A 22049-nucleotide genomic window follows, 5' to 3' on the forward strand; every position below is an offset into this window, starting at 1 on the left:
AACGTGGGGTCGGTTTTGAGAAACCGACCCCACGTTGCGTTAAATCACCACATTCACAATTCGCTTCGGCACGACAACGACCTTTTTTGGGGCTTTGCCTTCGAGCCATTTCTGCACGATCTCGTCGGCCAGAACCTCCCGCTCGATTTCAATTGGGGCGCGGTCGATGGCGAAGCTGATGGTTGTGCGGACTTTACCGTTGATCTGAATCGGGTACTCAAACGCATCTTCGACTAAATAATTCGGGTTGAATGTCGGGAATTCGGCTTTTGAGATTGTACCCGGTTCGTTGCCCAACGCGGCCCAAAGCTCCTCCGTAATGTGGGGCGCATACGGCGACAGAATCAGAACCAAATCCTGCAAAATAGCCTGTTTGTGGCAGTTCAGCGTGGCCAGTTCATTAACGCAAATCATGAAGGAACTGACCGACGTATTGAACGAGTAGGCCTCGATGTCGCTTTCGGTCTTCTGAATGGTTTTGTGCAGAATTTTCAGTTCAGCAGGCGTTGGTGGCGGTCCGCCGTTGCGGTCGTCCGTCACAATCCACTGACTTTCTCCGGCGGCATTGTCTTTATAAAACAACCGCCAGAACTTGCGTATAAAGCGATACACGCCGTCGATGCCGTTGGTATTCCAGGGTTTGGCCTGTTCCAGCGGCCCCAGAAACATTTCATACAGCCGCAGCACATCGGCCCCGTATTTCTCAACGATGTCATCAGGGTTTACCACGTTGAACTTCGACTTCGACATTTTTTCAACTTCCGCCCCAACGATGTAGCGGCCGTCTGTTTCTAAGATAAACTCCGCATTTTCGGTCAAATCCGGGCGTGCTTTTTTAAACGCTTCAATATCCAGCACGTCGTTTTCGACAATGTTAACATCGACATGAAGTGGAGTAACATCTTTTTCATCAATCTGATTTAGAGAAACGAAAATTGGCGCAATATTTTCCTGTCCCGTTCCTTTTAACCGGTACACAAAATTGCTTCGCCCCTGAATCATGCCCTGATTAATCAGTTTCTTAAACGGCTCTTCCTGCGGCACATAGCCCCGGTCTTTCAGAAACTTATTCCAGAAACGGCTGTAGAGCAGGTGGCCCGTCGCGTGTTCGGTGCCGCCGATGTAGAGGTCCACGTTCTGCCAATAGTTGATGGCTTCTTTGCTCGCAAAGGCAGTATCGTTCTGCGGGTCCATGTAGCGATACCAATACCACGACGACCCCGCCCATCCGGGCATGGTGCTCAGTTCGTAGTCGTAGCCTTCTCCCTCACCCCCTGCCCCCTGAAGGGGGTTCCTTGAGTCCCCTTTAGGGCGGTCCGGCGTACCGGATTTAGGGGTATACTTCCATCCTTCCGCGCGACCCAACGGTGGTTCGCCGGTTTCGGTAGGCAGGTATTTATCGACAACGGGTAATTCCAAGGGCAGGTCGCTTTCGTCAATTAAGTAAGGTAGACCATCTTTAAAGTACACTGGCACGGGTTCGCCCCAATAGCGCTGGCGACTAAAAACGGCGTCGCGCATTCGGAAGTTGATTTTGCCCCGGCCCAAACCCCGCTCTTCCAGCCACGCAACCAGTGTTTCAGTAGCCTCTTTATAACTCATGCCATTGATGATGCCGGAGTTGATATACTGGCCTTCTTTGGTGTTGTCGGCTTGCTGATCAATGTCTTTCTGGGCATCCAGAATCGGGATGATGGGCAAACCAAAATGTTTGGCGAAGTTCCAGTCGCGCTGATCGCCGGAGGGAACAGCCATCACCGCACCTGTGCCATAGCCCGCCAGCACGTAGTCGGCCAGAAAGATCGGCACCTTCTCCTCGTTGACCGGATTGAGGCAGTAGCTGCCCGTAAACACCCCCGAAACGGCTTTTGTGTCGGCCATGCGGTCACGTTCGGAACGAAGTTTGGCCGCATTTACGTAAGCGTCAACGGCATCGCGCTGCTCCGGCGTCGTCAGTTCAGCCGCCAGTTCGTGCTCAGGCGCCAGCACCATGAACGTAACGCCGTAGATGGTATCGACGCGGGTGGTGAACACTTCAATAGCCCCCCCCAAGGGGGGGGCTATTGGAAATTTAACACTGGCACCTACACTTTTCCCAATCCAGTTGCGCTGCTGCTCCTTCAGCGATTCGGTCCAGTCGATGGTGTCTAAGCCCGTCAGCAGGCGGTCGGCGTAGGCGGTGATTCGCATCATCCACTGGCGCATGAGTTTCTGCTCGACGGGGTAGCCACCCCGCTCCGACACGCCATCTTTCACCTCGTCGTTGGCCAGCACTGTGCCTAAGGCGGGGCACCAGTTCACCACCGCATTGGCCAGATAGGTCAGCCGGTATTTAAGGGTAATTTCGTAGGATTCCCGCGTCGACAGGGCATTCCACTCAGCGGCCGTAAACGTTAGGGTGTCCTCCGGTCCGTCGCCACGGTCGCAAACGGCGTTGACGTCGGTGGTGCCGTTGGTAGCGAATTTTTCCAGCAGCGTTTCGATGGGTTCGGCCCGGTCAGTGTCTTTGTTGTACCACGAGCGAAACAACTCCATGAAAATCCACTGCGTCCACTTATAATAAGCCGGGTCGGAGGTGCGAACCTCGCGTGACCAGTCGTAGCTGAACCCGATATTTTTCAGTTGCTCGATGTACCGTTTGAGGTTCTCTTCGGTCGTGACCGCCGGGTGCTGACCGGTCTGGATGGCATATTGCTCGGCGGGCAATCCGAACGAGTCGAAGCCCATTGGATGCAGCACGTTATAGCCTTTGAGCCGCTTATACCGCGAGACGATGTCCGACGCAATGTATCCCAGCGGGTGCCCAACGTGAAGCCCCGCCCCCGACGGATAGGGGAACATATCGAGGACGTAGTATTTGGGACGGTCCGTCGCACGGTTGCTGGTGTTCTTTTCTGGTTTAAATGTGTCGTTCTTGTACCAAAAGTCTTGCCAGTCTTTTTCTATTTTGGAATGGTTGTAGTCGGCCATGAAAATAGTTAATGAGTAATGGATAATGAACAATGGATAATGAACAAAGGCGGCTGTCCATTATGCATTATCCATTGTTCATTATCCATGAAGTTGGTTTTCTTGCAAAAATAGCCGTTTACCAAGACTTTTGCCTATCGGCGATGTCGATGACTGTATAAACTCCCGAATGAATCAGGTTCGCCCGCCCGTTAGTGCCTCCACCAGAAACCGACTCCCGGCTAACCCCGGCCGGCCAACCTGGATTTGGGCAATTATCATCGGCCTCCTGACAGCACTTCTGAGCATCTGGGTAGTAGGTGATTTTCAACATCCCCTCTCCGATGGCAACGACACCGATCAATATGAGTATGTCGGCTATTTTTTCGGCAAGAACCTCACACTCTGGCCTTTCCCGCATCTCAACTTGCTCAATACGCAAACCTTCTATCCCTACGGCACTAATCAGGTTTTTTTAGACTGGGGCTTCGAGCGCGATTACTGGTATGCGTTCTGTTACCGGCTGTTTGACGGTCCCGGCCCCTATCTGCAATTTTATTACGTATACAGCCTCACGGTTACGGCCGTTGGCACCTTTCTTATCCTGCGCTCTCGGTTTGGGGTAGGCAAATCGTTTGTCGTCGGTCTGATTGTGTCGGTGTTCAATTTTTATGCCCTCTACAAATTTCCGGTCCACATGAACGTCTGTGTTGTTCACTGGACAACGGTATGTATTGTGGCGACGTATGGGCTTCTGTATGATGTGGTTAGGGAAAAGCCTGTTTCGCTGGTTTACGTGCTGTTCTGGATGTGGCTGCACGTTCAGGTATTAAGTCAGGAACTGGCGTATGTTGCCGGGTTCGCGCTGGCCTTCACCACGCTGACGCTGCCTATTTTAGCTGTAGTGCTCTATCGTCGTTTTGCATATGCCACTACGCCAGGTTTAAACCCGGCGCAGAACAGGTTTGCACTTGTCGGTCTTTATCTTCGCCAACAAGTCAGTCAGCATAAACGGTGGGTTCTGTTTTGGTGCGTGCTACTCAGTGTCAGTCTGTATTTATATTTGCCGCTAACGCTCCAAATCGCCTTTACGGCCTGGCAATTCGACTTTAGCACAGTGCCCGAACTACGCGCCTGGTCGCATCCGGCCCGGTTGTTCATTCCGTATCTGCCCGGTCTGGATGGGTACGGCTATCAGCGCTGGCTACATGACACGTTCGAGAGCTACGGGCAGGGAAGCCCCGGCTTGTACCTGACACTGCTGGCAGGCATCGGCTGGTGGCAAATCCGCCGACGGGTGCTGCTCTGGCTGCCCATCGTGCTGTTGCTGCTATTGTGTCTGCTCTATCACCCAATTCTGCTGCCAACGCTCAAAGTTTTTCCCTGGTTCGATTTCAACCGACATGGCGGGCGGGCCAGTTTAATTTACCCCGTTCTGCTGAGTTTGTTAGTCCTGCCCGTTCATTGGCCCCGCCGACTACCTGGACAGTTTGTGGGCCTGCTTTTGGCTGGGCTGATGGGTCTGGAGTGGTACACGGGCTATTCGCAGCGGTTGGTTATGCGGCTTCCTGTGGCATCGGAGAGCCTGGTACGGTATTGTGCCGTTATGCGGCAACAGCCCGGCGCTGCTGTGCTCGACTGGCCATTCTGCACGGTTGGTGCCAATGGTGTGGGCGACAAAGAAGGGCTTTGCCCCTATTACACCCAGCAGAATGCAGTCTTTACGTTCCGGCGGTTTTACGACAAGAGCGTCGTCGGGCAATATTTCGGGCGGCTCCACCCCGACCAGATTCAGCCTTTCCTGCGTGATGGCTGGCCCCGGTTATTAAAACCCGGCCATTCGTTTACTGAAGCGGACTGGCAGTTTCTGGATTCGTTTCTTCGAACAAATAACTTCGCCGGTATCAATCTCTACCCTGATTTACTAACCCCCGAACAGGTGGCTCAATTTTACCAGCGTTACGGTCAGCCCATCGCCGAAACGCGGTTTCCGGCAGCGGGGCGCGTGGTCTTTATCACCCTGCAAAACAGCCCGAAAAGAAACCTTGATGGACACCAAATCAGGTAATTTTTCGTTCTTCTAACAGAGCAAAACCATAAGCCCCGTTGCCGCATGAATTGACCTTGTACGAGACATTCTTCACTTCTGATTTCGTACTGACTCATGCGTCAATTTATCCCGTTTGCAACGCTCACGAACGTTGTTGTTCTGGGCTTCAGCCTGCTTGGCTGTCAGGCCGACACTGATGTGCAGCCAGCCGGAATTTCGGCCGATTGTCTGGTCAAAGCCTCCGCCAACAACGGCCAACTTATTACCGGTTCGTACATTGTAACCTACCGCCCCGACCAGCCATTGCCCACTGCACCCAACGCCCGTGTTGGAGCCGCCCAATCCACGTTTCAGCGATTGTTGACCCGCCACCAGATTGTCGATGAGCAGGCCGACCTGGTAGCCACCGGCGAAGAACCGAGTTTTCTGACCCACCTTACGGCTGCGGAGTCGGCCCAACTAAGCCAGGACCCGGCAGTTGAAACCGTTGAGCCAGACCGGATTATGTCAATTTGCAGTTGCATCGACGTTGCAGTGTCCAATACACTGCTCTGGAACATTCAGCAAACTGGCTTCGGGCGGGGCGACCTACAGGCGGGAAAAACCGTTTGGGTTGTCGATACCGGCATCGACCTTGATCACCCCGATTTGAACGTAGATGCCGAACGCAGCCGGTCATTCGTGAGCGGGCAAACCTCAGCCGATGACCAGAACGGACATGGCACCCACGTAGCGGGGATTATTGCGGCCAAAAACAATAGCATTGGCACGACGGGCGTGGCATCGGGCGCCCGGTTGGTTGCCCTGAAAGTCCTGAATCAATTGGGCGAAGGAAAACTTTCGGGTATTATTCAGGCCGTAAACTACATTTTACAGAATGGCAAAGCTGGTGATGTGGTCAATATGAGTCTGGGCGGTGATGGCATTTCGGCGACACTCGAACGGGCGGTCAAACAAGCTGCCGATGCCGGAATTCTGTTTGCCATTGCTGCTGGTAACGACGGTGAGAACAGCGATGACTCGTCGCCCGCGCGAGTCAATCACCCAAATGTATTTACGGTTTCGGCGATGGACCGCACCAATCAGTTTGCCAGTTTCTCCAATTTTGGCAGCAGCATCGACGTTTGTGCCTACGGCGTTCGCATTACCTCGACCTATAAAGACGGTAAATATGCGACTCTCTCCGGCACCTCGATGGCGGCTCCGCACGTTGCCGGGTTGTTACTCATTCGCGGCAACAAATTCCCGACGCATGGTGCCGTGAAAGGCGACCCCGACGGCAAACCCGACCCAATGGCGGGGGAATAAACGACCCCGGCTTAACGCAAAAAGCGGGTATCAGATTGAGTCTGATACCCGCTTTTTGTTCACTCTGTTTCTGCGTCTGACTTACGGATTCTGCAAATCCCAGTTAACTTCAGCAACGGGCTTTTCCAACCGTTCCAGCACTTTCATGCCAGTAACGGGTAGGTAGATCTCGCCGAGTTTATTGTACCGGCGCATATCGACCCAGCGGTGGCCTTCGTAGAACAGCGAGTAGAGCCGCTCTTTCAGGATGGCGTTGATGAGTGCGTCTTTGGTCGTTGCACCCGCATAGGCTGCCAACCCGGCATTGGTCCGAACAATGTTGATGTTCTTCGTAGCTTCCGCCGTGTTACCCTGTTGAGCCGCAATTTCAGCCGCAATCAGGACCAGTTCCTCATTTTTAATAATTGGTACGACATCATTCGCCGAGTTGTATATATTTTGGATATACTTCGTAGAATAGCTAGCTCCGGCTGCACTGTACGTTGCTGGAGCAGGAAGTACCCGAACCTTAGCCAGCCGCTTGTCGCCCGGCTCAATCTCATTCCAGAGTTTCTCGATACCGACAATACGCAGGGTAGCCGTATTAATCAGCGGATTGGCAATATCAGGCGGGGTAGCGCTGAACGTATGCTTCGGCCCAACACTCAGGTCGCCCGTTGGATTGTAGAACGTTAGCGGGAGCAGCGTTGCCGCTTTCGCCCAGTCGGCCTGGTAGATGGCGACCCGCAGGGCAATAGCCCGGTTGAATTGCTTAAACGTAGCCGGGGTAGTAAATCCGGCAAAGCCCGATGGCACAGCAAACGGAAACGCCGTTCCAGCCTGGTCGAGTTGGGTGGCGCCGTCGTCCAGAATTTTGGCAATACCGGCTAACGATTCGGCATAGCTGGCGGATTTGCTGGGCTTGTAGGGGTCTTCGATGCTTAACCGAACACCGTTGGAACCCTGTGCATTCAGCATGTACAAATACGCCAGCCCCTTAAACGTGTTGGCCATACCCCGGTAGCCGTTCTTCTGCGGGTCAGTGACGGTATTCGTAGCGGCAACCGAGGCCAGGATGATATTAGCCTGGCGCACCGGCAGACCGAAGTTTATCGTCGCGTTATTATAGAAAGCCGAGTTGTCGATGGGCCGTAAGCCATTGAGTTCGGTAAACCAGCGCGATTCCGTCGTATTGAAGTTAAACAACTCCTTCCCGATAACGCCCACGGCCTGTGTATAGACGGCCAGGCCATTGCGGGCCAGCGAGAACTGACCGATAGCTAAGTTATCCAACTGGCCTTTGGTGGCATTCGTCTGAACCGACTCGACTGACGCGAAGTTGGGGTCAGGCAGCAAGTCGGTTTTTAGGGGATTACAGGCGTTCAGGCTCAATAGAACTGACGCCGTAAGTATAGAATATCGAATGAATTTCATAGATGAAAGATACGAAATGTATGGTTGAGAAACAACTCAGAATCATCAAAAGTCAACGGCAATGTGGAACATGACCCGGCGGGCCAGCGGAGGACTTCCGATGTCGACACCGCTACCCAGCGCCAGCGAACCGAAGTTCGAGTTTTCGGGGTCATAGCCCGCTTTGTAATCCGTCCAGCGAAGCAGGTTCGAACCCGACACACCTATGCGAATATTCTGCACAACGTTACGAAAAGCCGACTGAAGGATTGGCTTCGGAACGCGATAATACAGCGAGGCTTCGCGCAGTTTCAGGAAACTGGCTATTGATGGATTGTAGCCCGGTTTTGGAACACCATCTTCGCCTAAGCCATTCACATTCTGCCGATAGAGCCCGTTGGGGTCTGTACCCGTGTTGCCGGGTCCGCCCTTTTCATTCCAGTCGGATGTATTACCGCCTTCATCCCACAACACGCGTTGCAGCGATACCACCGTAAACTTATGCCGGTAATGCAGCAAAGCCGACAACTCGAAGTTTTTCAGGAACGTAATCCGCTGATTCAGTGAGAATTCGTACTTAGGCTGCTGATCGCCATAAACCGTCCAGGAGTTCGGGTTAGCCGGATCGGTGCGTGGCTGACCAACGATCTGCGTGGGTGAGAAGCCCTGTTTCACGCGCCACTGACCAAACGTAGCCCCGAATCCGCCCGTCAGACGCTCTGGAATAGCCAAGCGGGTGATTTCGGAGCGGTTATACCAGAAAATAGGCTGCACAAACCAGGTAATGGCCGGGCTGCGGACAATATCAGCGCCGAGTGTCAACTCCAACCCCCGGTTAACCAGGTCAGCCGCGTTAATGTTGGTAGAAGTAATCCCTACCGTTGGGGCGAAATTGAGCGGCTGAATGAGGTCAATTACTTTCTTGTTATACAGGGTGAATTCGCCCGTAATTCGGTTATTGAACAGCCCAAAATCCAGGCCATATTCAAGTTCGGTAGCCCGCTCTGGTTGAATAGTCGGATTACCCAGCGTAATCGTTGGGTTTACCGGAAGTACCCCACTGATGCCGCCAATGCCGGTAATATCCAACTGCGAGTAGGGCGTTCCCCAGTTGGGCAGACCCGCCGTTGACCCGTAGGCAATGCGCGGCTTTAACTGGCTAATCACCCCGTTTGTCCCGGCCCAATCGCCAAAGCGGGTTAAGTTAACGGCAAGAGACGCTTTCGGAAATGCATAAAACTTGTTGAAGTTATTGCCATTCAGCGTCGATTTATCAAAACGAACCCCAACGGTTCCAATGATTTTGTCATCGTAGTTCGCTTCCTGCTGGGCAAAAACACCCACGTCGGTATTTAGCTGGTATTCAGTCCCTAGCTGCTGCACACCGCCCCGCGCCGGGTTCGATACACCCACCGGCAGGTTGCGTCCACGGGTGAAGTTGTAACGAAAATCGCGGTGGAGTCGCACAGCCCCAGCCGAGGTGGTCAGGTTTAATTTACCACCCACCGGTGCATAGGTGAACACACCCGCTACCTGAATGTTGGAGTTATAGACTTCAGTACGGGTATCCTGGGCAAAACCCGGATTGGCTTCGGCCCGCTGCGACTGCAAATCGGTTGGCAACCAGATGAACGCGAACCCACTCTGGTAATCCAGCCCCCCGTTGACTTTCAGCGTCAGCGATGTCGTTTGATTATTAATCAACCGGAAATTGGCGTTAAATCCCTGAATGAAGCGATTGACTTTCTGGTTGTTAACTCCCCGGTCACGAATGGCCAGCGGGTTTTCGCCAACGCTGGGGTCATTATCAGGATAAACGCCATTGGCATCGGGATACAGGTTGTTGTAGGGCCGGGTATAGGGCAGCGAATAGCCATAGTTGATGTTCGAGTTGTCGTTACCCGTCCAGCCCCGGTCGTTATTGGAGTTGACGTAGTTCGACGAGATACCAAAATCGATCCAGTTGTTGAGCTTGTGGTCGACATTGGCCCGAATCGAGTAGCGCGTGAAGGCGGTGTTTTTGATAATACCCGTTTCGTTGGACGCACTGCCATTTACATAGAACTTGGTTTTCTCGTTGCCGCCCGTTACGCTCAGGTGCGTATTTTTGATCGACCCCGTTTCGCCGTACACGACCCGCTCCCAATCGGTATAACTGCCATTCTGCTTAGCCGCCTGCAATTTTGGAATGTCGGCAGCCGAAAAATAATCGGTTAGTTTCTGTTCGGTCCAGTCGGCCCCGCCGAAAAAGCTGTACGCCTTCGAGAACCCCAAATCCTGCCCGAACGAAACGCTGGTGCGTCCGCCTTTGCCCCGCTTGGTGGTGATAATAACGACCCCAGCATTGGCACGCGTACCATAAATAGCGGCCGCCGACGACCCTTTCAGCACTTCCATGCTTTCAATATCATCGGGGTTGATGTCAGCTAAGCGGTTGGCATTGTTATCCTGCGAAGCCGTCGATGACCCAGCCCCGGCCTTGTTGGCATCCGAACGGCCAACCGAGTACTGTCCATTGTCGATATACACCCCGTCGACGATGTAGAGCGGCTGCGAGGCCGATGAACCCAGCGTAGACACGCCACGCAACTGAACGTTGAAGCCCCCACCCGGCACTGAGCCGTTCGACTGGATATTGGCGCCGGCAATTTTACCCTGCATGGCTCCATCGGTTGTGACCGGAGCTGTTACGCCGGTCAGCGTTTTGGCCGAGAGTGTAGCCACCGCATTGGCTAAGTTCGTGCGCTTCACGTTGGTAGCCAGACCACTGATGACGACCTCTTCCAACTGGCGGGTGTCTTCGAGCAGCGTTACATTGACAACCGATTGATTGCCAACCGTTACCTCTTTGCTCAGGAAACCAATGTAACTAAAACCGATCTTGGCATTGGCCGCTGCCGACACCTGGTAGTTCCCCTCGGCATCGGTTGTGGCCCCCTGGTTGGTTCCCCGAACCACAACCGAAACCCCCGGCAGTGGCGTACCGGCCTGGTCGGCTACTTTACCGGTTATCGACTGATTTTGAGCCATTGCCAGGCTCATAAGCCCGAAAAATAGCCACAGACTGACTAGTAATTTTCTGTTCATTTGGCGTTTATTTAAATTAAGAAACGATAAAAAACCTGGCACAAAGTAACTACCTGTTTCGCAAAAACAATCTTTTACAATTGAATATTTTATAGATTAGTCGTTCGCCCCTATCTTATTTTGTTGTCTGCGTTGCCTTACGGGAAGGGTCTGTTAGGATCGATTCACAAATCCAACTTGCCGAATAGATAGATTACAGCCGTTTTTGCGGTGATGATATGTTCGCGATTTTGAGGCTAAAACGGTACGGCCCGGATGGATATGTACTGATGACTTCTTGCATATTTCCGGTAATCTGTCTTATCTTTGCACCACATTTATACCGATTAGGTTTTATCGGTCCATAAACGATGCAAGTCCATGCGGCAAATTGAAGTGCCGTTTTTCATAAATACTATAATCCAGTAAGTCGATAGGATTTATACTGTATGAAGCACCTGATAGCCTCGCCGGCTGCCCCACCCCTCACCGAACTCCCCCCGAAACCAGCAATCGATCTGAATGGATTGACAATTCGTCTTCAGGGTCAGCAGGCGAAGCAGCAGGCCGACATACTGAAAGCCTTGTATCCTGGCGCAACAGTGGAGGTAAATTTGGCCAAACCGTTCCTGAGTCAACCCCTGCTGCGTCGCCGTACCCGCACCGAAATCGCGATCTATGTCTTTTCGGCTCTCGCCCTAATGGTGGTGGGCCATTTGCTGTTCAGCTATTTCACGCTCGACCGGCTAACGCTCATTGCCAGCACGATTGACCTCACACCCGATATTTTTTACTTTATTCTGGCTGGCTTTGTTGCTCAGATGATTGACGGAGCATTAGGCATGGCCTATGGGGTTACGGCCACGACTTTTCTAACCAGTGTGGGCATCAGTCCGGTATTTGCTACGGCCAGTGTGCATAGTTCCGAAATTTTCACATCGGGCGTGTCGGGCTACATGCACCTGAAATTTGGCAACGTCAATAGCCGGTTGTTCAAGGTTGTGCTGATTCCGGGGGTCGTTGGGGCCGCGCTGGGGGCATTCCTCATCACCAAACTCGCCGATCTTGAGGTTGTTGCAACGTATTTAGGTCCGGCCATATCGGTTTATACGGCTATTCTGGGGATACTGATTCTCAGAAAAGCTTTGGCGAAACGCATCAAGAAAAAACCCGTCCGGCGGATTGGTCTGCTGGCGTGGTTCGGTGGGTTTGTCGATGCTATCGGCGGGGGTGGCTGGGGCCCTATCGTTAACTCGACCCTGATTGCGTCGGGGCGGCACCCGCGTTATACGATTGGCTCGGTCAATCTGGCCGAGTTCTTTGTGTCGTTTGCCTCATCGGTCGTCTTCGCCCTGTATGCCGGATTAGAAAACTACGGCATGGTCATTCTGGGGCTAATTCTGGGCGGTATGATTGCCGCTCCCATTGCCGCTCGTTTGTCGCAGAAGTTACCGGTCAAAACCATGATGATTCTGGTCGGAATTGTCGTTATCCTCGTAAGTTTGCGGAAGATTATTCTATTTTTTTAAGTTGATGTGATGTCGGTTTCTCAAAACCGACATTGGTAAACTGATGTCGGTTTTGAGAAACCGACATCACACGCAACATGCAAAAACAAACCAAAGCCATCCGTATCCAGGCAGAGAAGTCGCAGAACCGCGAGCACTCTGTACCGCTGTACCTGACATCGAGTTTTGCCTTCGACAGTGCCGACCAGGGAAAAGCACTGTTCGATGAAACCGAAGAAGGCAATATTTACTCGCGCTTCTCAAACCCCAACGTCTCGGAGTTTGTCGAAAAGGTGTGTATGCTGGAAAATGCCGAAGATGGTATCGCAACGGGAACGGGCATGGCTGCCGTATTTGCCAGCATGGCCGCGCTGTTGAAATCGGGCGACCATTTGGTAGCCTGCCGTGCCCTGTTCGGGTCGGCGCACCAGATTATCACGCAGATTCTGAGCAAATGGGGCATCACGCATACCTATGTGGATGCCACCGCCACCGAAGCCGAGTGGGAAGCCGCCATGCAGTCCAACACCCGGATGGTTTATCTGGAGACACCCTCCAACCCTAGCCTCGAACTGGTCGATTTGGAGATGCTGGGTCGCCTGAAAGAAAAATATGGCTTCATTCTGAACGTCGATAACTGCTTTGCCACGCCGATTCTGCAGACACCGATTGATTTTGGGGCCGACTTATCGGTGCATTCGGCCACGAAGTACATGGACGGACAGGGGCGCGTACTGGGCGGCATTGTTGTGGGCCGCGCCGACCTGATTCAGCCCATTCGGTTTTTTGCCCGGCACACGGGGCCGTCGCTCTCGCCGTTCAACGCCTGGGTGTTATCGAAAAGCCTGGAAACGCTGGACCTGCGGATGGAACGGCACTGCCGCAACGCTCTGCAATTGGCCGAAGCCCTGGAAACGCATCCCGACGTGGAGCGGGTATTGTATCCGTTCCTGCCCTCCCACCCGCAGTATGACCTGGCCAGACAGCAGATGAGCGCGGGCGGGGCCATCGTGACGATTGAACTCGAAGGTGGTTTTGAGCGGGTAAAAGCTTTTTTCGATGCGCTGACGATTCCGACCCTTTCCTCCAACCTCGGCGACTCCCGCACCATCGTTACCAACCCGAATACAACGACCCATGCCAAACTCAAACCCGATGAAAAAGCCGCCCTGGGCATTACACCGGGCCTGATTCGGATTTCGGTAGGCTTAGAGGCTATTGACGATTTGATTGACGACTTCACGCAGGCCGTCGAAAAATCGTCGGAGGTGTTGAAAGAAAACGTAGCCTGACTCCATGAAGTCACTACATGACTGTGTGGCTACACTGACGGAATTGATTCGGCAAGGCCAGACCATTGAAGCGATGGAACGGTTTTATGCCGACGACATACTCATGCAGGAGAACAAAACACCGCCCCGCATTGGGAAAGTGGCTTGTCTGGCGCATGAGCGTCGCATGCTGGCAGGTGTGACGGACATGCAGGCGAGCCTTGTTAATCAGGCGATTAACGAAGAAGCAGGCGTGGTTTTCAGTGAATGGCAGTATGCGTTTACGGACCTGACCGGTCAGCAGTTTTTACTGACAGAAGTGGCCGTTCAGCACTGGCGAAATGAACTGATTTACAAGGAAACGTTTTATTACAACAAAATCCTGACGGTGCCATGAAAACGCTGACACTCAACGTTTCCGATACATTAGATCCTGCCGAAGCCCGCTGGGAGATGGCACGTGCGCTGTACGAGAAAGGCAGTTTGACACTGGAACAGGCCGCTTCGTTAGCTGAGCTGGCTCCGACGTATTTTAAAATGCGATCAGAGGGTATACTGACGGGAGAAAAACTATCATCCATCCAGTAACTCACCTGTCCGGCCATTTGATCCCGACCGAATCAGTAAGATTGCTAAAGAAATGAATATCCAGGAATCTTGGGAAGAGATTAGTAGCTTAGATTGGTAACTGCTCTATTTCTTCAATACTAATTTTGTTTTGGCAGGTGCCTTATTAATAACCACAGATAAAGACTTCGATCATCTGCAAGGACACTTTGTTGAAGTTATCTGGCTTGATCTTAATCTATACAAGTAATGGCAATCGTTCGGTATACAATTCTCGGGTTATTACTCCTCGCCCAACTCGCAGACGCGCAAACCGCGCCGAAGAAACTTCGCGTGGGGGTGGTGGGCATGGTACATTCGCACGTGCACCAGATTCTGCGGCTGAACGGGCAGAGCATCGACATCGTGGGCATTGCCGAACCCAATCGCGAATTAGCCGAGCGATTCGCGAAGCAGTATGGCTACAGCCTGAGTTTAGTGTATCCGACCGTTGCCGAGATGCTCGACAAAACCAAACCCGAAGCCGTCACGGATTTTGGCCGGATCATCGACCACAAAAAAACGGTGGAAACCTGTGCCCCGCGCGGCATTCACGTCATGGTCGAAAAACCACTGGCAACGAGTTTTGCCGATGCCCAGCAAATGGCCGCGCTGGCCCGAAAGCACAACATTCAACTGCTGACCAACTACGAAACGACCTGGTATGGCAGCAACCATAAAGCCTACGCCATCGCCCATACCGAAAAATCCATTGGCGACTTGCGAAAGATCGTTGTTCACGATGGGCATCAGGGGCCGAAAGAAATTGGCGTTAACAAAGAATTCCTGGACTGGCTGACCGACCCCGTCACCAACGGTGCGGGCGCCCTCTTTGATTTCGGCTGCTACGGGGCTAATCTATCTACCTGGCTTCTGGGCAATCAACGTCCGCTGTCGGTGCTGGCTGTAACGCAACAGATCAAGCCCGACATTTACCCGAAGGTTGACGACGAAGCGACCATTGTTCTGACCTATCCAAAAACGCAAACCATTATTCAGGCGTCGTGGAACTGGCCGTTCGGTCGGAAAGACATGGAAGTGTATGGCCAAACCGGGTACGTATTCACGCTCGATGGTTCGCGAATGCGGATTCGGCTCAAGGACGACAAAAGCGAACGTACTGCCGATGCCCCTCAGACCGACGCCCCCGCCACCGACCCCTTTACCTATCTGGCGAAGCTGCTGCGGGGCGAAACTAAACCCGACCCGTTAACGTCTTTAGAAAATAACCTCATCGTCATGGAGATTCTGGACGCTGCCCGGCAGTCGGCCAAAACCGGCAAGGCGGTGAACTTGAAATAGATAGTATGATTGCCGAACCTACCTCATACACACTCGAAAGCCTGACCGAACAACTCCGCGGCCTGGGCAACGTCGACGCCTTACGGACGCTGGCCGAACTATTCCCCGGCGAGGTCGTTTTTTCGACCAGTTTAGGCTACGAAGACCAGGTTATTACCGATCTGATTCTGGCTAACGACATCCCCATCCGAATTTTTACGCTCGATACGGGCCGGATGTTTTCGGAAACGTATTCGGTCTGGAAGAAAACCAACGACCGCTACGGCACGCAGATTGACGCCATGTTCCCGAAGCAGGACATGGTCGAAAGCCTGATGACTGGCAAAGGGCCATACAGCATGTACGATTCCATTGAAAATCGTAAAGAGTGCTGCTTCATCCGTAAAATCGAACCCCTGAACCGGGCTTTAAAAGGGCAGAAAGTCTGGATTACGGGTATCCGCGCCGAACAGTCGGTCAACCGCCAGACCATGACACAACTTGAATGGGACGACGCGCACAATCTTTTCAAGTTCCACCCCCTGATGGACTGGACATTTGACGAAGTAAAACAATACGTAAAAGAACATAACGTACCGTATAATCCGCTTCACGACCGGGGGTTTGTCAGTATTGGTTGCCAGCCCTGCACCCGCGCCATACAGGAAGGCGAGGATTTCCGCGCCGGACGCTGGTGGTGGGAAGATAACTCGAAGAAGGAATGTGGTTTGCATACACACGAGGAAGCGTTTAAACCGTAACTTTTCAGGCTCAGAATAGAAGAACTTCAAATCATCAACCTATTATTAATGATTTGATACGACAATCGAATAACAAATGAAGTTAGATTATTTAGATCAGCTCGAATCCGAAGCCATCCACATCATGCGGGAGGTAGCCGGGCAATTTGAGCGGCCCGCCCTGCTGTTCTCGGGCGGAAAAGATTCTATTACGCTGGTGCATCTTGCGTTGAAAGCCTTCCGTCCGGGTAAATTCCCGTTTCCGCTGGTGCATATCGACACGGGTCACAATTTCCAGGAAGCACTCGACTACCGCGATAATCTGGCGGAACGGATTGGCGAAAAACTCATCGTTCGCTACGTGGAAGACACCATCCGGGAGAAGAAATTAAAGGAACCAACCGGCCGCAACGCAACCCGTAACGGTCTGCAAACCTTTACGTTGCTGGATACCATCGAAGAATTTGAATTCGATGCCTGCATTGGTGGCGCCCGTCGGGATGAGGAGAAAGCGCGGGCCAAAGAGCGCGTTTTCTCCGTGCGCGATGAGTTCGGCTCCTGGGACCCCAAACGCCAGCGACCCGAACTCTGGAACCTCTATAACGGGCGGATTCACAAAGGTGAAAACGTGCGGGTGTTCCCCATCTCGAACTGGACCGAACTCGACGTCTGGAACTACATCCGGCGCGAGAAAATCGACCTGCCCAGCATCTACTTCGCTCACGACCGCGAGTTGCTCATTCGCGATGGCAAACTGATGGCTACAGCCGGGGGCGTTATCAAACCCGAAGCCGACGACCAAATCGTCATGCGCCGGGTTCGGTTCCGCACCGTTGGCGACATTTCCTGCACGGCGGCCTCCGAATCGCAGGCCGATACGTTAGATGAGGTCATCGACGAAATTCAGGCCACACGCATTTCCGAACGGGGCGAAACCCGTATGGACGACCAACTTAGCGAAGCCGCTATGGAAGATCGCAAGAAAGGCGGCTACTTTTAAAGAGTGAAAGAGCGTAATTTTATATGCCTACCGTAGTTTTTGTTGATGGAGTCAAGATAGAAATGTATTATGATGACCACGCCCCTCCTCATATTCACGCAAAATATGCGGGGTACGAGGCATTGCTTGTCATTACTGATGGTAGTGTTTACCGAGGTTTTTGCCAGGTAAACAGTTGAAAAAAGCACAGGAATACATTCTTGATCCTGTAAAAAATAAGCAGTTGATAAAACGATGGAAACAATACAACGGCACATGATTCGTCCCAAAAAACTTATACAAGTTGAGCCATTCAACGTCGTATTATTATGGTCGAACAACGAGATTCGCTCTAACGATTTTTCAGAAAAGGTGGAGCAATGGAAGCATGGACTTAATAAGCAGTTAGCCAAACTGGCTAATCGCGATGTGTTCATGTCAGCTACAATACATAATAATGCGTTGGCTTTCAAAAAAATAAAGCTTCGTGTGCCTGGCATAGCTGGCACACAACCGCTTGATCTTGATCCAGATGTAATGTTTCAAGAAAGTGTAAAACTGGGTCGGACTGTCTCTACTGGAAAATCCTTAAAAACTCACCGAAAGAAGCTTTTGTCCACACCACCAATAGGAGAAATTAGGTTTTCATCTCAGGGCAGTGACCTTGATTTAGGAGGGAAATCGTATCACTTTTCATCTGCCTGCCCATTAATTCAGATTGGAGATGAGCTGATTGAAATTGATACTTAAACGATGGCTATTCCCGAAAGTCTTGAGGATTTATTAATCCAGAAAGTAAAGCTTGAAAAAGAGATTGCGAAGTTGGTTTCAGATAAAAACCCTATTCGGTTCAGTTACAAAAAATTCGTAGCTGATTTAGGTGAATATTATTTCTATCGAGAATGCAATCATCTGTTCGTTCCCAGCAGTTTACTACAATCAACAAAGTCAAACGCTCCTGCTGATTTTGTTGGCCAACTGATCGAGTCCATAGCAAGACAAATAAGGGTCGATGAAAATGTAAGAATCGAAATCAAAACCAGATAGCATCAATCTGGGAATCCACACATTCGCGGATTAGATGCTTCTAAATTTGATATTCTTGCGTTCATAGCTCTTGATGAGAGCTACGGCTTCGATTATGTCGGTTTATTAAGATCAGTTGATATCAAACCAGATAACCAGAAAAGAATTAGGTTTGGCGACTACAAAAGCAAAGTGGTCTGGGAGAACAAACTTTTTACCCCCTACTTATAAATGGACCTCTTACGCTTTATAACCGCCGGTTCGGTTGACGACGGCAAAAGTACGCTCATTGGGCGGCTGCTCTACGATTCCAAATCTATTCTGGCCGACCAGCTTGAAGCCATCGAACGCGCCAGCAAAAGCCGCGACGACGGCGAGATAGATTTAGCTCTTCTGACCGATGGACTTCGTTCCGAGCGCGAACAGGGTATCACGATTGACGTAGCCTATCGGTATTTTCAAACGCCAAAGCGCAAGTTTATCATTGTCGATGCGCCGGGACATATTCAATATACCCGCAACATGGTCACAGGGGCGTCGAACTGCCAGTTGGCCATTGTGCTGGTCGATGCCCGGCACGGTGTGGCCGAACAAACCCGTCGGCACTCGCTGATTGCGTCGCTGCTGGGTATTCCGCACATTGTGGTGGCGGTCAATAAAATGGATTTGGTGAATTACTCGCAGGATGTATTCTCCGACATCTGTATTCACTATGCCGAATTAGCCAAAAAGCTAAATGTCAGGCATGTGACGTATATTCCGATGAGTGCGCTCGACGGCGACAATGTGGTCGACAGGTCTGTCTCAATGCCCTGGTACGACGGGCAAACGCTGCTTGAGCATTTGGAAACAGTAGTCATCGACAACGATGTAAATGGTGAAACGGAAGGCCATCACACGGGCCAATCCAGGCCGGCCCGCTTTCCAGTACAATACGTCATCCGTCCGCAAACGGCTGAACTGCACGATTATCGGGGTTACGCGGGTAAAATTACCAGCGGCCTGTTCCGCAAAGGCGACGCGGTCACGGTGCTTCCCTCCGGCGAAACCTCGACCATCGACGCTATTGAAATCGCCGACAGGCATCTGAGCGAAGCGGCCACACCCATGTCGGTGGTGCTGCACTTAGCGACGGATGTCGACATCAGCCGGGGCGACCTCATCGTGCGTTCCGACAGCCAGCCCATCAGCAGTCAAACCGTCGAAGCGATGCTGTGCTGGATGGCTACGAAGGAACTTAAGGTGGGCAGCAAGTATGTGTTGCAGGTGGGCACGGCCCGCACCCGCTGCTCGGTGCGCGAGATTGTGTATCAACTGAATGTGAACACCTACGAGGAAATTGAGGACGTTGAGAGCCTGAGACTGAACGATTTAGCGAAAGTCGTGCTGCGAACGGCTCAACCCATCAGTTTCGACCCTTATCCTACTAACCGCGCAACGGGTGGGGCCATTCTGATTGATGAAACCTCGAACGTAACGGTCGGCGCACTGATGCTTGTAGGCGAAGCGTAAGGACGCTTACTTTTTCGTATATTTGGGTAAGACCTGATAAAATGCTCATGACGGAGTTAGCCGCCCAACTACTCGAATCGCCCAAAGCCCCGCAGATAATTCAGCAGGTGCAGGCCATCCTGAACGACGAAAAAAACCGTCGTCAGGCGTTTTATGAGTGGATGGACGACGACGTGAAGGCCGAGTTCATCAACGGCGAAATTGTTGTTCATTCGCCAGCTCTACATAAGCATAATGCCGTAGTGATGTTGCTGGGCACACTGCTAAGTGCATTCGTAAACGAACGAGAAATAGGTGTTGTACTCGTTGAAAAAGCCTTAGTCGAGCTAACCCGCAACAGCTATGAACCCGATATCTGCTACTTCGGGCCAGCCAAAGCCGCGATGATCAAGCCCGATTTACTCTATTATCCGGCCCCCGATCTGATTGTCGAAGTGTTATCGAAGAGTACCCAGAAAAATGATCGGGAGATAAAATTTGAAGATTATGCAACGCATGGCGTGGCCGAATACTGGATTATTGACCCAACCCGCCAGACCATTGAACTTTTTACGCTCGATGCCGACACGGAAGCCTATGCTTTAGCTGGCTTGTTTCGGGTGGGGCAAACGGTGAGCAGTCAACAGTTGACGGGCTTTACAATCCCCGTCAAAGCGGCCTTCGATGCCGGTGCAAATGTGGCTGCACTACGGACGTTGCTTCTACGGTAACTTTTTTGGTATTCCGAAGCATGAGGAATCTTAAAACATCCTTACTTGTAAGCCAGGAAAGTTTAAGATTCCTCATGCTTCGGAATACCAAAAATCCCCTTACTTACATCTTCTCCAGCAACCGCTCCATCGAAACCTCCTGGCCAATATAGGCTTTCAGTTCGCTGATTGGGATACGGATTTGTTCGGTTGTGTCGCGGTGGCGTACTGTTACCGTGTTGTCCTCAATTGTCTGATAATCAACGGCGATGCAGAACGGCGTACCGATTAAATCCTGCCGGGTGTAGCGTTTGCCAATGGCATCACGCTCTTCCATAATTACCCGAAATTCGGAGCGTAATAACTTCATAATCTCCTCCGCTTTTTCGGGCAGACCGTCCTTCCGCACGAGTGGAAACACAGCCGCCTTCACCGGAGCCAGTGCGGGGTGTAGTTTCAAATACGTCCGTTCTTTCTGCTGATCGCCTTCCCCAACAACCTCTTTCGTAAAGGCGTTACAAAACACGGCCAAAAAAAGCCGGTCGGCCCCAACCGACGTTTCGACCACGTAGGGAATGTAGTTTCCGTAGGGTTTTTCGGTGGCCGGGTCTACGTCATTATCGAAGTATTGCTGTTTTTTGCGACTCAGTTCCTGATGCGATTTCAGATCGAAATCGGTGCGGGAGTGAATCCCCTCCATTTCGCGGAAACCAAACGGAAATTTATACTCGATGTCCACAGCCGCGTTGGCGTAGTGAGCCAGTTTTTCGTGGATATGGAATTTGAGTTTTTCGGCGGGAAGTCCTACCGCCTGGTGGAACTTCATCCGCGTGTCGCGCCAGCGTTCATACCACTCCATTTCGGTGCCGGGGCGCACAAAAAACTGCATTTCCATCTGTTCAAACTCGCGCATCCTGAACGTGAACTGCCGGGCAACAATCTCATTCCGAAACGCCTTGCCAATCTGGGCAATGCCAAACGGAATCTTCATCCGGCCTGTTTTCTGTACGTTCAGGAAGTTCACAAAAATGCCCTGCGCCGTTTCGGGGCGGAGGTAAATCAGGCTGGCATCTTCGGCTAACGAACCCACCTGCGTCGAGAACATCAGGTTAAATTGCCGAACTTCCGTCCAGTTATCCGTACCCGAAACGGGGTCTTTTATGCCCTCGGCAATGATCAGATTTCGAACGCCTTCGAGGTCGTTATTGCCCAGCAACCGGCCCATTTCCTGCAACAGAGCCGTGCTTTTGGCTTCGTCACCGGCATTGGCGTAGGCTTCGGCTTTGAGTTCGAGAAGTTGGTCGGCGCGGTAGCGTTTTTTAGAATCGCGGTTGTCGATCATCGGGTCGTTGAACGAATCGACATGCCCCGACGCTTTCCACGTCAGCGGGTGCATGAAAATCGACGCATCAATGCCCACTACATTGTCGTGGAGCTGCGTCATGGCCTTCCACCACAGTGTTTTGAGGTTATTTTTTAGTTCAACGCCATTCTGCCCGTAATCATACACGGCCTGCAGGCCATCATAGATTTCGGAGGATGGAAACACGAAGCCATATTCTTTGGCGTGGGCAATAATGTCCTGTAAAGAAGTTGCCGGGGAAACTTTCTGCTCTGTCATAATCTGTTACTGATACCGCAAAGATAGCGTTTGCGCCGAAAATCCCCGAAA

The 22049-nt window shown here is 52.0% G+C and carries 18 protein-coding genes; 14 read left to right on the forward strand and 4 right to left on the reverse strand.

Features of this window, described 5'->3' with window-relative positions; all coding sequences use genetic code 11:
- Positions 1-39 precede the first annotated feature (39 nt).
- On the reverse strand, positions 40-2970 hold the full coding sequence (gene leuS / locus ACYVI1_RS09885; RefSeq protein ID WP_460909387.1) for a leucine--tRNA ligase: 2931 nt from the start codon (positions 2968-2970) through the stop codon (positions 40-42).
- 169 nt (positions 2971-3139) lie between these two features.
- Between leuS and ACYVI1_RS09890 the strand changes: the two genes are divergently transcribed.
- A complete protein-coding gene (locus ACYVI1_RS09890) occupies positions 3140-5017 on the forward strand; it encodes a hypothetical protein (RefSeq protein WP_460909389.1) in 1878 nt (625 codons plus the stop codon).
- 96 nt (positions 5018-5113) lie between these two features.
- Positions 5114-6307 (forward strand): S8 family peptidase, encoded by a 1194-nt coding sequence (locus tag ACYVI1_RS09895; RefSeq protein ID WP_460909391.1) that lies wholly within the window; start codon positions 5114-5116, stop codon positions 6305-6307.
- A gap of 81 nt (positions 6308-6388) precedes the next feature.
- On the opposite strand, the gene ACYVI1_RS09900 is transcribed toward ACYVI1_RS09895, so the two are convergent.
- Both ACYVI1_RS09900 and ACYVI1_RS09905 read right to left on the reverse strand, forming a co-directional pair.
- Positions 6389-7720, reverse strand: a complete 1332-nt coding sequence (locus ACYVI1_RS09900) for a RagB/SusD family nutrient uptake outer membrane protein (RefSeq protein ID WP_460909393.1) — start codon at positions 7718-7720, stop codon at positions 6389-6391.
- Positions 7721-7765: 45 nt separating this feature from the next.
- Complete coding sequence (locus tag ACYVI1_RS09905; protein WP_460909395.1) at positions 7766-10786, reverse strand: SusC/RagA family TonB-linked outer membrane protein; 3021 nt, start codon at positions 10784-10786, stop codon at positions 7766-7768.
- Positions 10787-11214: 428 nt separating this feature from the next.
- Here ACYVI1_RS09905 and ACYVI1_RS09910 point away from each other — a divergent pair, with 428 nt between their 5' ends.
- From ACYVI1_RS09910 to ACYVI1_RS09965, 12 genes are all read left to right on the forward strand, one after another.
- Positions 11215-12294, forward strand: a complete 1080-nt coding sequence (locus ACYVI1_RS09910; protein ID WP_460909397.1) for a sulfite exporter TauE/SafE family protein — start codon at positions 11215-11217, stop codon at positions 12292-12294.
- A 77-nt stretch (positions 12295-12371) separates the two neighbouring features.
- Positions 12372-13565 carry a trans-sulfuration enzyme family protein gene (locus tag ACYVI1_RS09915; RefSeq protein ID WP_460909399.1) on the forward strand — a complete coding sequence of 398 codons (1194 nt, stop codon included), beginning with the start codon at positions 12372-12374 and terminating at the stop codon, positions 13563-13565.
- A gap of 4 nt (positions 13566-13569) precedes the next feature.
- Positions 13570-13941: a nuclear transport factor 2 family protein gene (locus tag ACYVI1_RS09920; RefSeq protein ID WP_460909401.1), complete on the forward strand. Its 372-nt coding sequence runs from the start codon at positions 13570-13572 to the stop codon at positions 13939-13941.
- Complete coding sequence (locus ACYVI1_RS09925; RefSeq protein ID WP_460909403.1) at positions 13938-14132, forward strand: hypothetical protein; 195 nt, start codon at positions 13938-13940, stop codon at positions 14130-14132. The genes ACYVI1_RS09920 and ACYVI1_RS09925 overlap by 4 nt, the downstream gene beginning before the upstream one ends.
- Positions 14133-14360: 228 nt before the next feature.
- Positions 14361-15452, forward strand: coding sequence for a Gfo/Idh/MocA family protein (locus ACYVI1_RS09930; RefSeq protein ID WP_460909405.1), 1092 nt, complete (start codon positions 14361-14363; stop codon positions 15450-15452).
- Positions 15453-15457: 5 nt separating this feature from the next.
- Positions 15458-16192, forward strand: a complete 735-nt coding sequence (locus ACYVI1_RS09935) for a phosphoadenylyl-sulfate reductase (protein WP_460909407.1) — start codon at positions 15458-15460, stop codon at positions 16190-16192.
- Positions 16193-16268: 76 nt separating this feature from the next.
- The gene (gene cysD / locus ACYVI1_RS09940) at positions 16269-17171 is read left to right on the forward strand and encodes a sulfate adenylyltransferase subunit CysD (RefSeq protein WP_460909409.1); all 903 of its coding nucleotides are present in this window, start codon (positions 16269-16271) and stop codon (positions 17169-17171) included.
- Between the two features lie 23 nt (positions 17172-17194).
- Positions 17195-17350 (forward strand): DUF4160 domain-containing protein, encoded by a 156-nt coding sequence (locus ACYVI1_RS09945; RefSeq protein ID WP_460909411.1) that lies wholly within the window; start codon positions 17195-17197, stop codon positions 17348-17350.
- Between the two features lie 55 nt (positions 17351-17405).
- Positions 17406-17900 (forward strand): hypothetical protein, encoded by a 495-nt coding sequence (locus ACYVI1_RS09950; protein ID WP_460909414.1) that lies wholly within the window; start codon positions 17406-17408, stop codon positions 17898-17900.
- A gap of 3 nt (positions 17901-17903) precedes the next feature.
- Positions 17904-18197 carry a hypothetical protein gene (locus tag ACYVI1_RS09955; RefSeq protein WP_460909416.1) on the forward strand — a complete coding sequence of 98 codons (294 nt, stop codon included), beginning with the start codon at positions 17904-17906 and terminating at the stop codon, positions 18195-18197.
- A gap of 210 nt (positions 18198-18407) precedes the next feature.
- Positions 18408-19688 (forward strand): sulfate adenylyltransferase subunit 1, encoded by a 1281-nt coding sequence (locus ACYVI1_RS09960; protein WP_460909419.1) that lies wholly within the window; start codon positions 18408-18410, stop codon positions 19686-19688.
- A gap of 47 nt (positions 19689-19735) precedes the next feature.
- Positions 19736-20398, forward strand: a complete 663-nt coding sequence (locus ACYVI1_RS09965; RefSeq protein ID WP_460909421.1) for a Uma2 family endonuclease — start codon at positions 19736-19738, stop codon at positions 20396-20398.
- Positions 20399-20501: 103 nt separating this feature from the next.
- On the opposite strand, the gene ACYVI1_RS09970 is transcribed toward ACYVI1_RS09965, so the two are convergent.
- Positions 20502-21998, reverse strand: coding sequence for a glycine--tRNA ligase (locus ACYVI1_RS09970; RefSeq protein WP_460909424.1), 1497 nt, complete (start codon positions 21996-21998; stop codon positions 20502-20504).
- Between the last annotated feature and the right edge of the window lie 51 nt (positions 21999-22049).

It is taken from the genome of Spirosoma areae (assembly GCF_054781775.1).

Coding starts and splice junctions, on each gene's coding strand:
- leuS (WP_460909387.1), bottom strand. CDS start 2,970: ATGGCCGACTACAACCATTCCAAAATAGAAAAAGACTGGCAAGACTTT.
- ACYVI1_RS09890 (WP_460909389.1), top strand. CDS start 3,140: ATGAATCAGGTTCGCCCGCCCGTTAGTGCCTCCACCAGAAACCGACTC.
- ACYVI1_RS09895 (WP_460909391.1), top strand. CDS start 5,114: ATGCGTCAATTTATCCCGTTTGCAACGCTCACGAACGTTGTTGTTCTG.
- ACYVI1_RS09900 (WP_460909393.1), bottom strand. CDS start 7,720: ATGAAATTCATTCGATATTCTATACTTACGGCGTCAGTTCTATTGAGC.
- ACYVI1_RS09905 (WP_460909395.1), bottom strand. CDS start 10,786: ATGAACAGAAAATTACTAGTCAGTCTGTGGCTATTTTTCGGGCTTATG.
- ACYVI1_RS09910 (WP_460909397.1), top strand. CDS start 11,215: ATGAAGCACCTGATAGCCTCGCCGGCTGCCCCACCCCTCACCGAACTC.
- ACYVI1_RS09915 (WP_460909399.1), top strand. CDS start 12,372: ATGCAAAAACAAACCAAAGCCATCCGTATCCAGGCAGAGAAGTCGCAG.
- ACYVI1_RS09920 (WP_460909401.1), top strand. CDS start 13,570: ATGAAGTCACTACATGACTGTGTGGCTACACTGACGGAATTGATTCGG.
- ACYVI1_RS09925 (WP_460909403.1), top strand. CDS start 13,938: ATGAAAACGCTGACACTCAACGTTTCCGATACATTAGATCCTGCCGAA.
- ACYVI1_RS09930 (WP_460909405.1), top strand. CDS start 14,361: ATGGCAATCGTTCGGTATACAATTCTCGGGTTATTACTCCTCGCCCAA.
- ACYVI1_RS09935 (WP_460909407.1), top strand. CDS start 15,458: ATGATTGCCGAACCTACCTCATACACACTCGAAAGCCTGACCGAACAA.
- cysD (WP_460909409.1), top strand. CDS start 16,269: ATGAAGTTAGATTATTTAGATCAGCTCGAATCCGAAGCCATCCACATC.
- ACYVI1_RS09945 (WP_460909411.1), top strand. CDS start 17,195: ATGCCTACCGTAGTTTTTGTTGATGGAGTCAAGATAGAAATGTATTAT.
- ACYVI1_RS09950 (WP_460909414.1), top strand. CDS start 17,406: ATGGAAACAATACAACGGCACATGATTCGTCCCAAAAAACTTATACAA.
- ACYVI1_RS09955 (WP_460909416.1), top strand. CDS start 17,904: ATGGCTATTCCCGAAAGTCTTGAGGATTTATTAATCCAGAAAGTAAAG.
- ACYVI1_RS09960 (WP_460909419.1), top strand. CDS start 18,408: ATGGACCTCTTACGCTTTATAACCGCCGGTTCGGTTGACGACGGCAAA.
- ACYVI1_RS09965 (WP_460909421.1), top strand. CDS start 19,736: ATGACGGAGTTAGCCGCCCAACTACTCGAATCGCCCAAAGCCCCGCAG.
- ACYVI1_RS09970 (WP_460909424.1), bottom strand. CDS start 21,998: ATGACAGAGCAGAAAGTTTCCCCGGCAACTTCTTTACAGGACATTATT.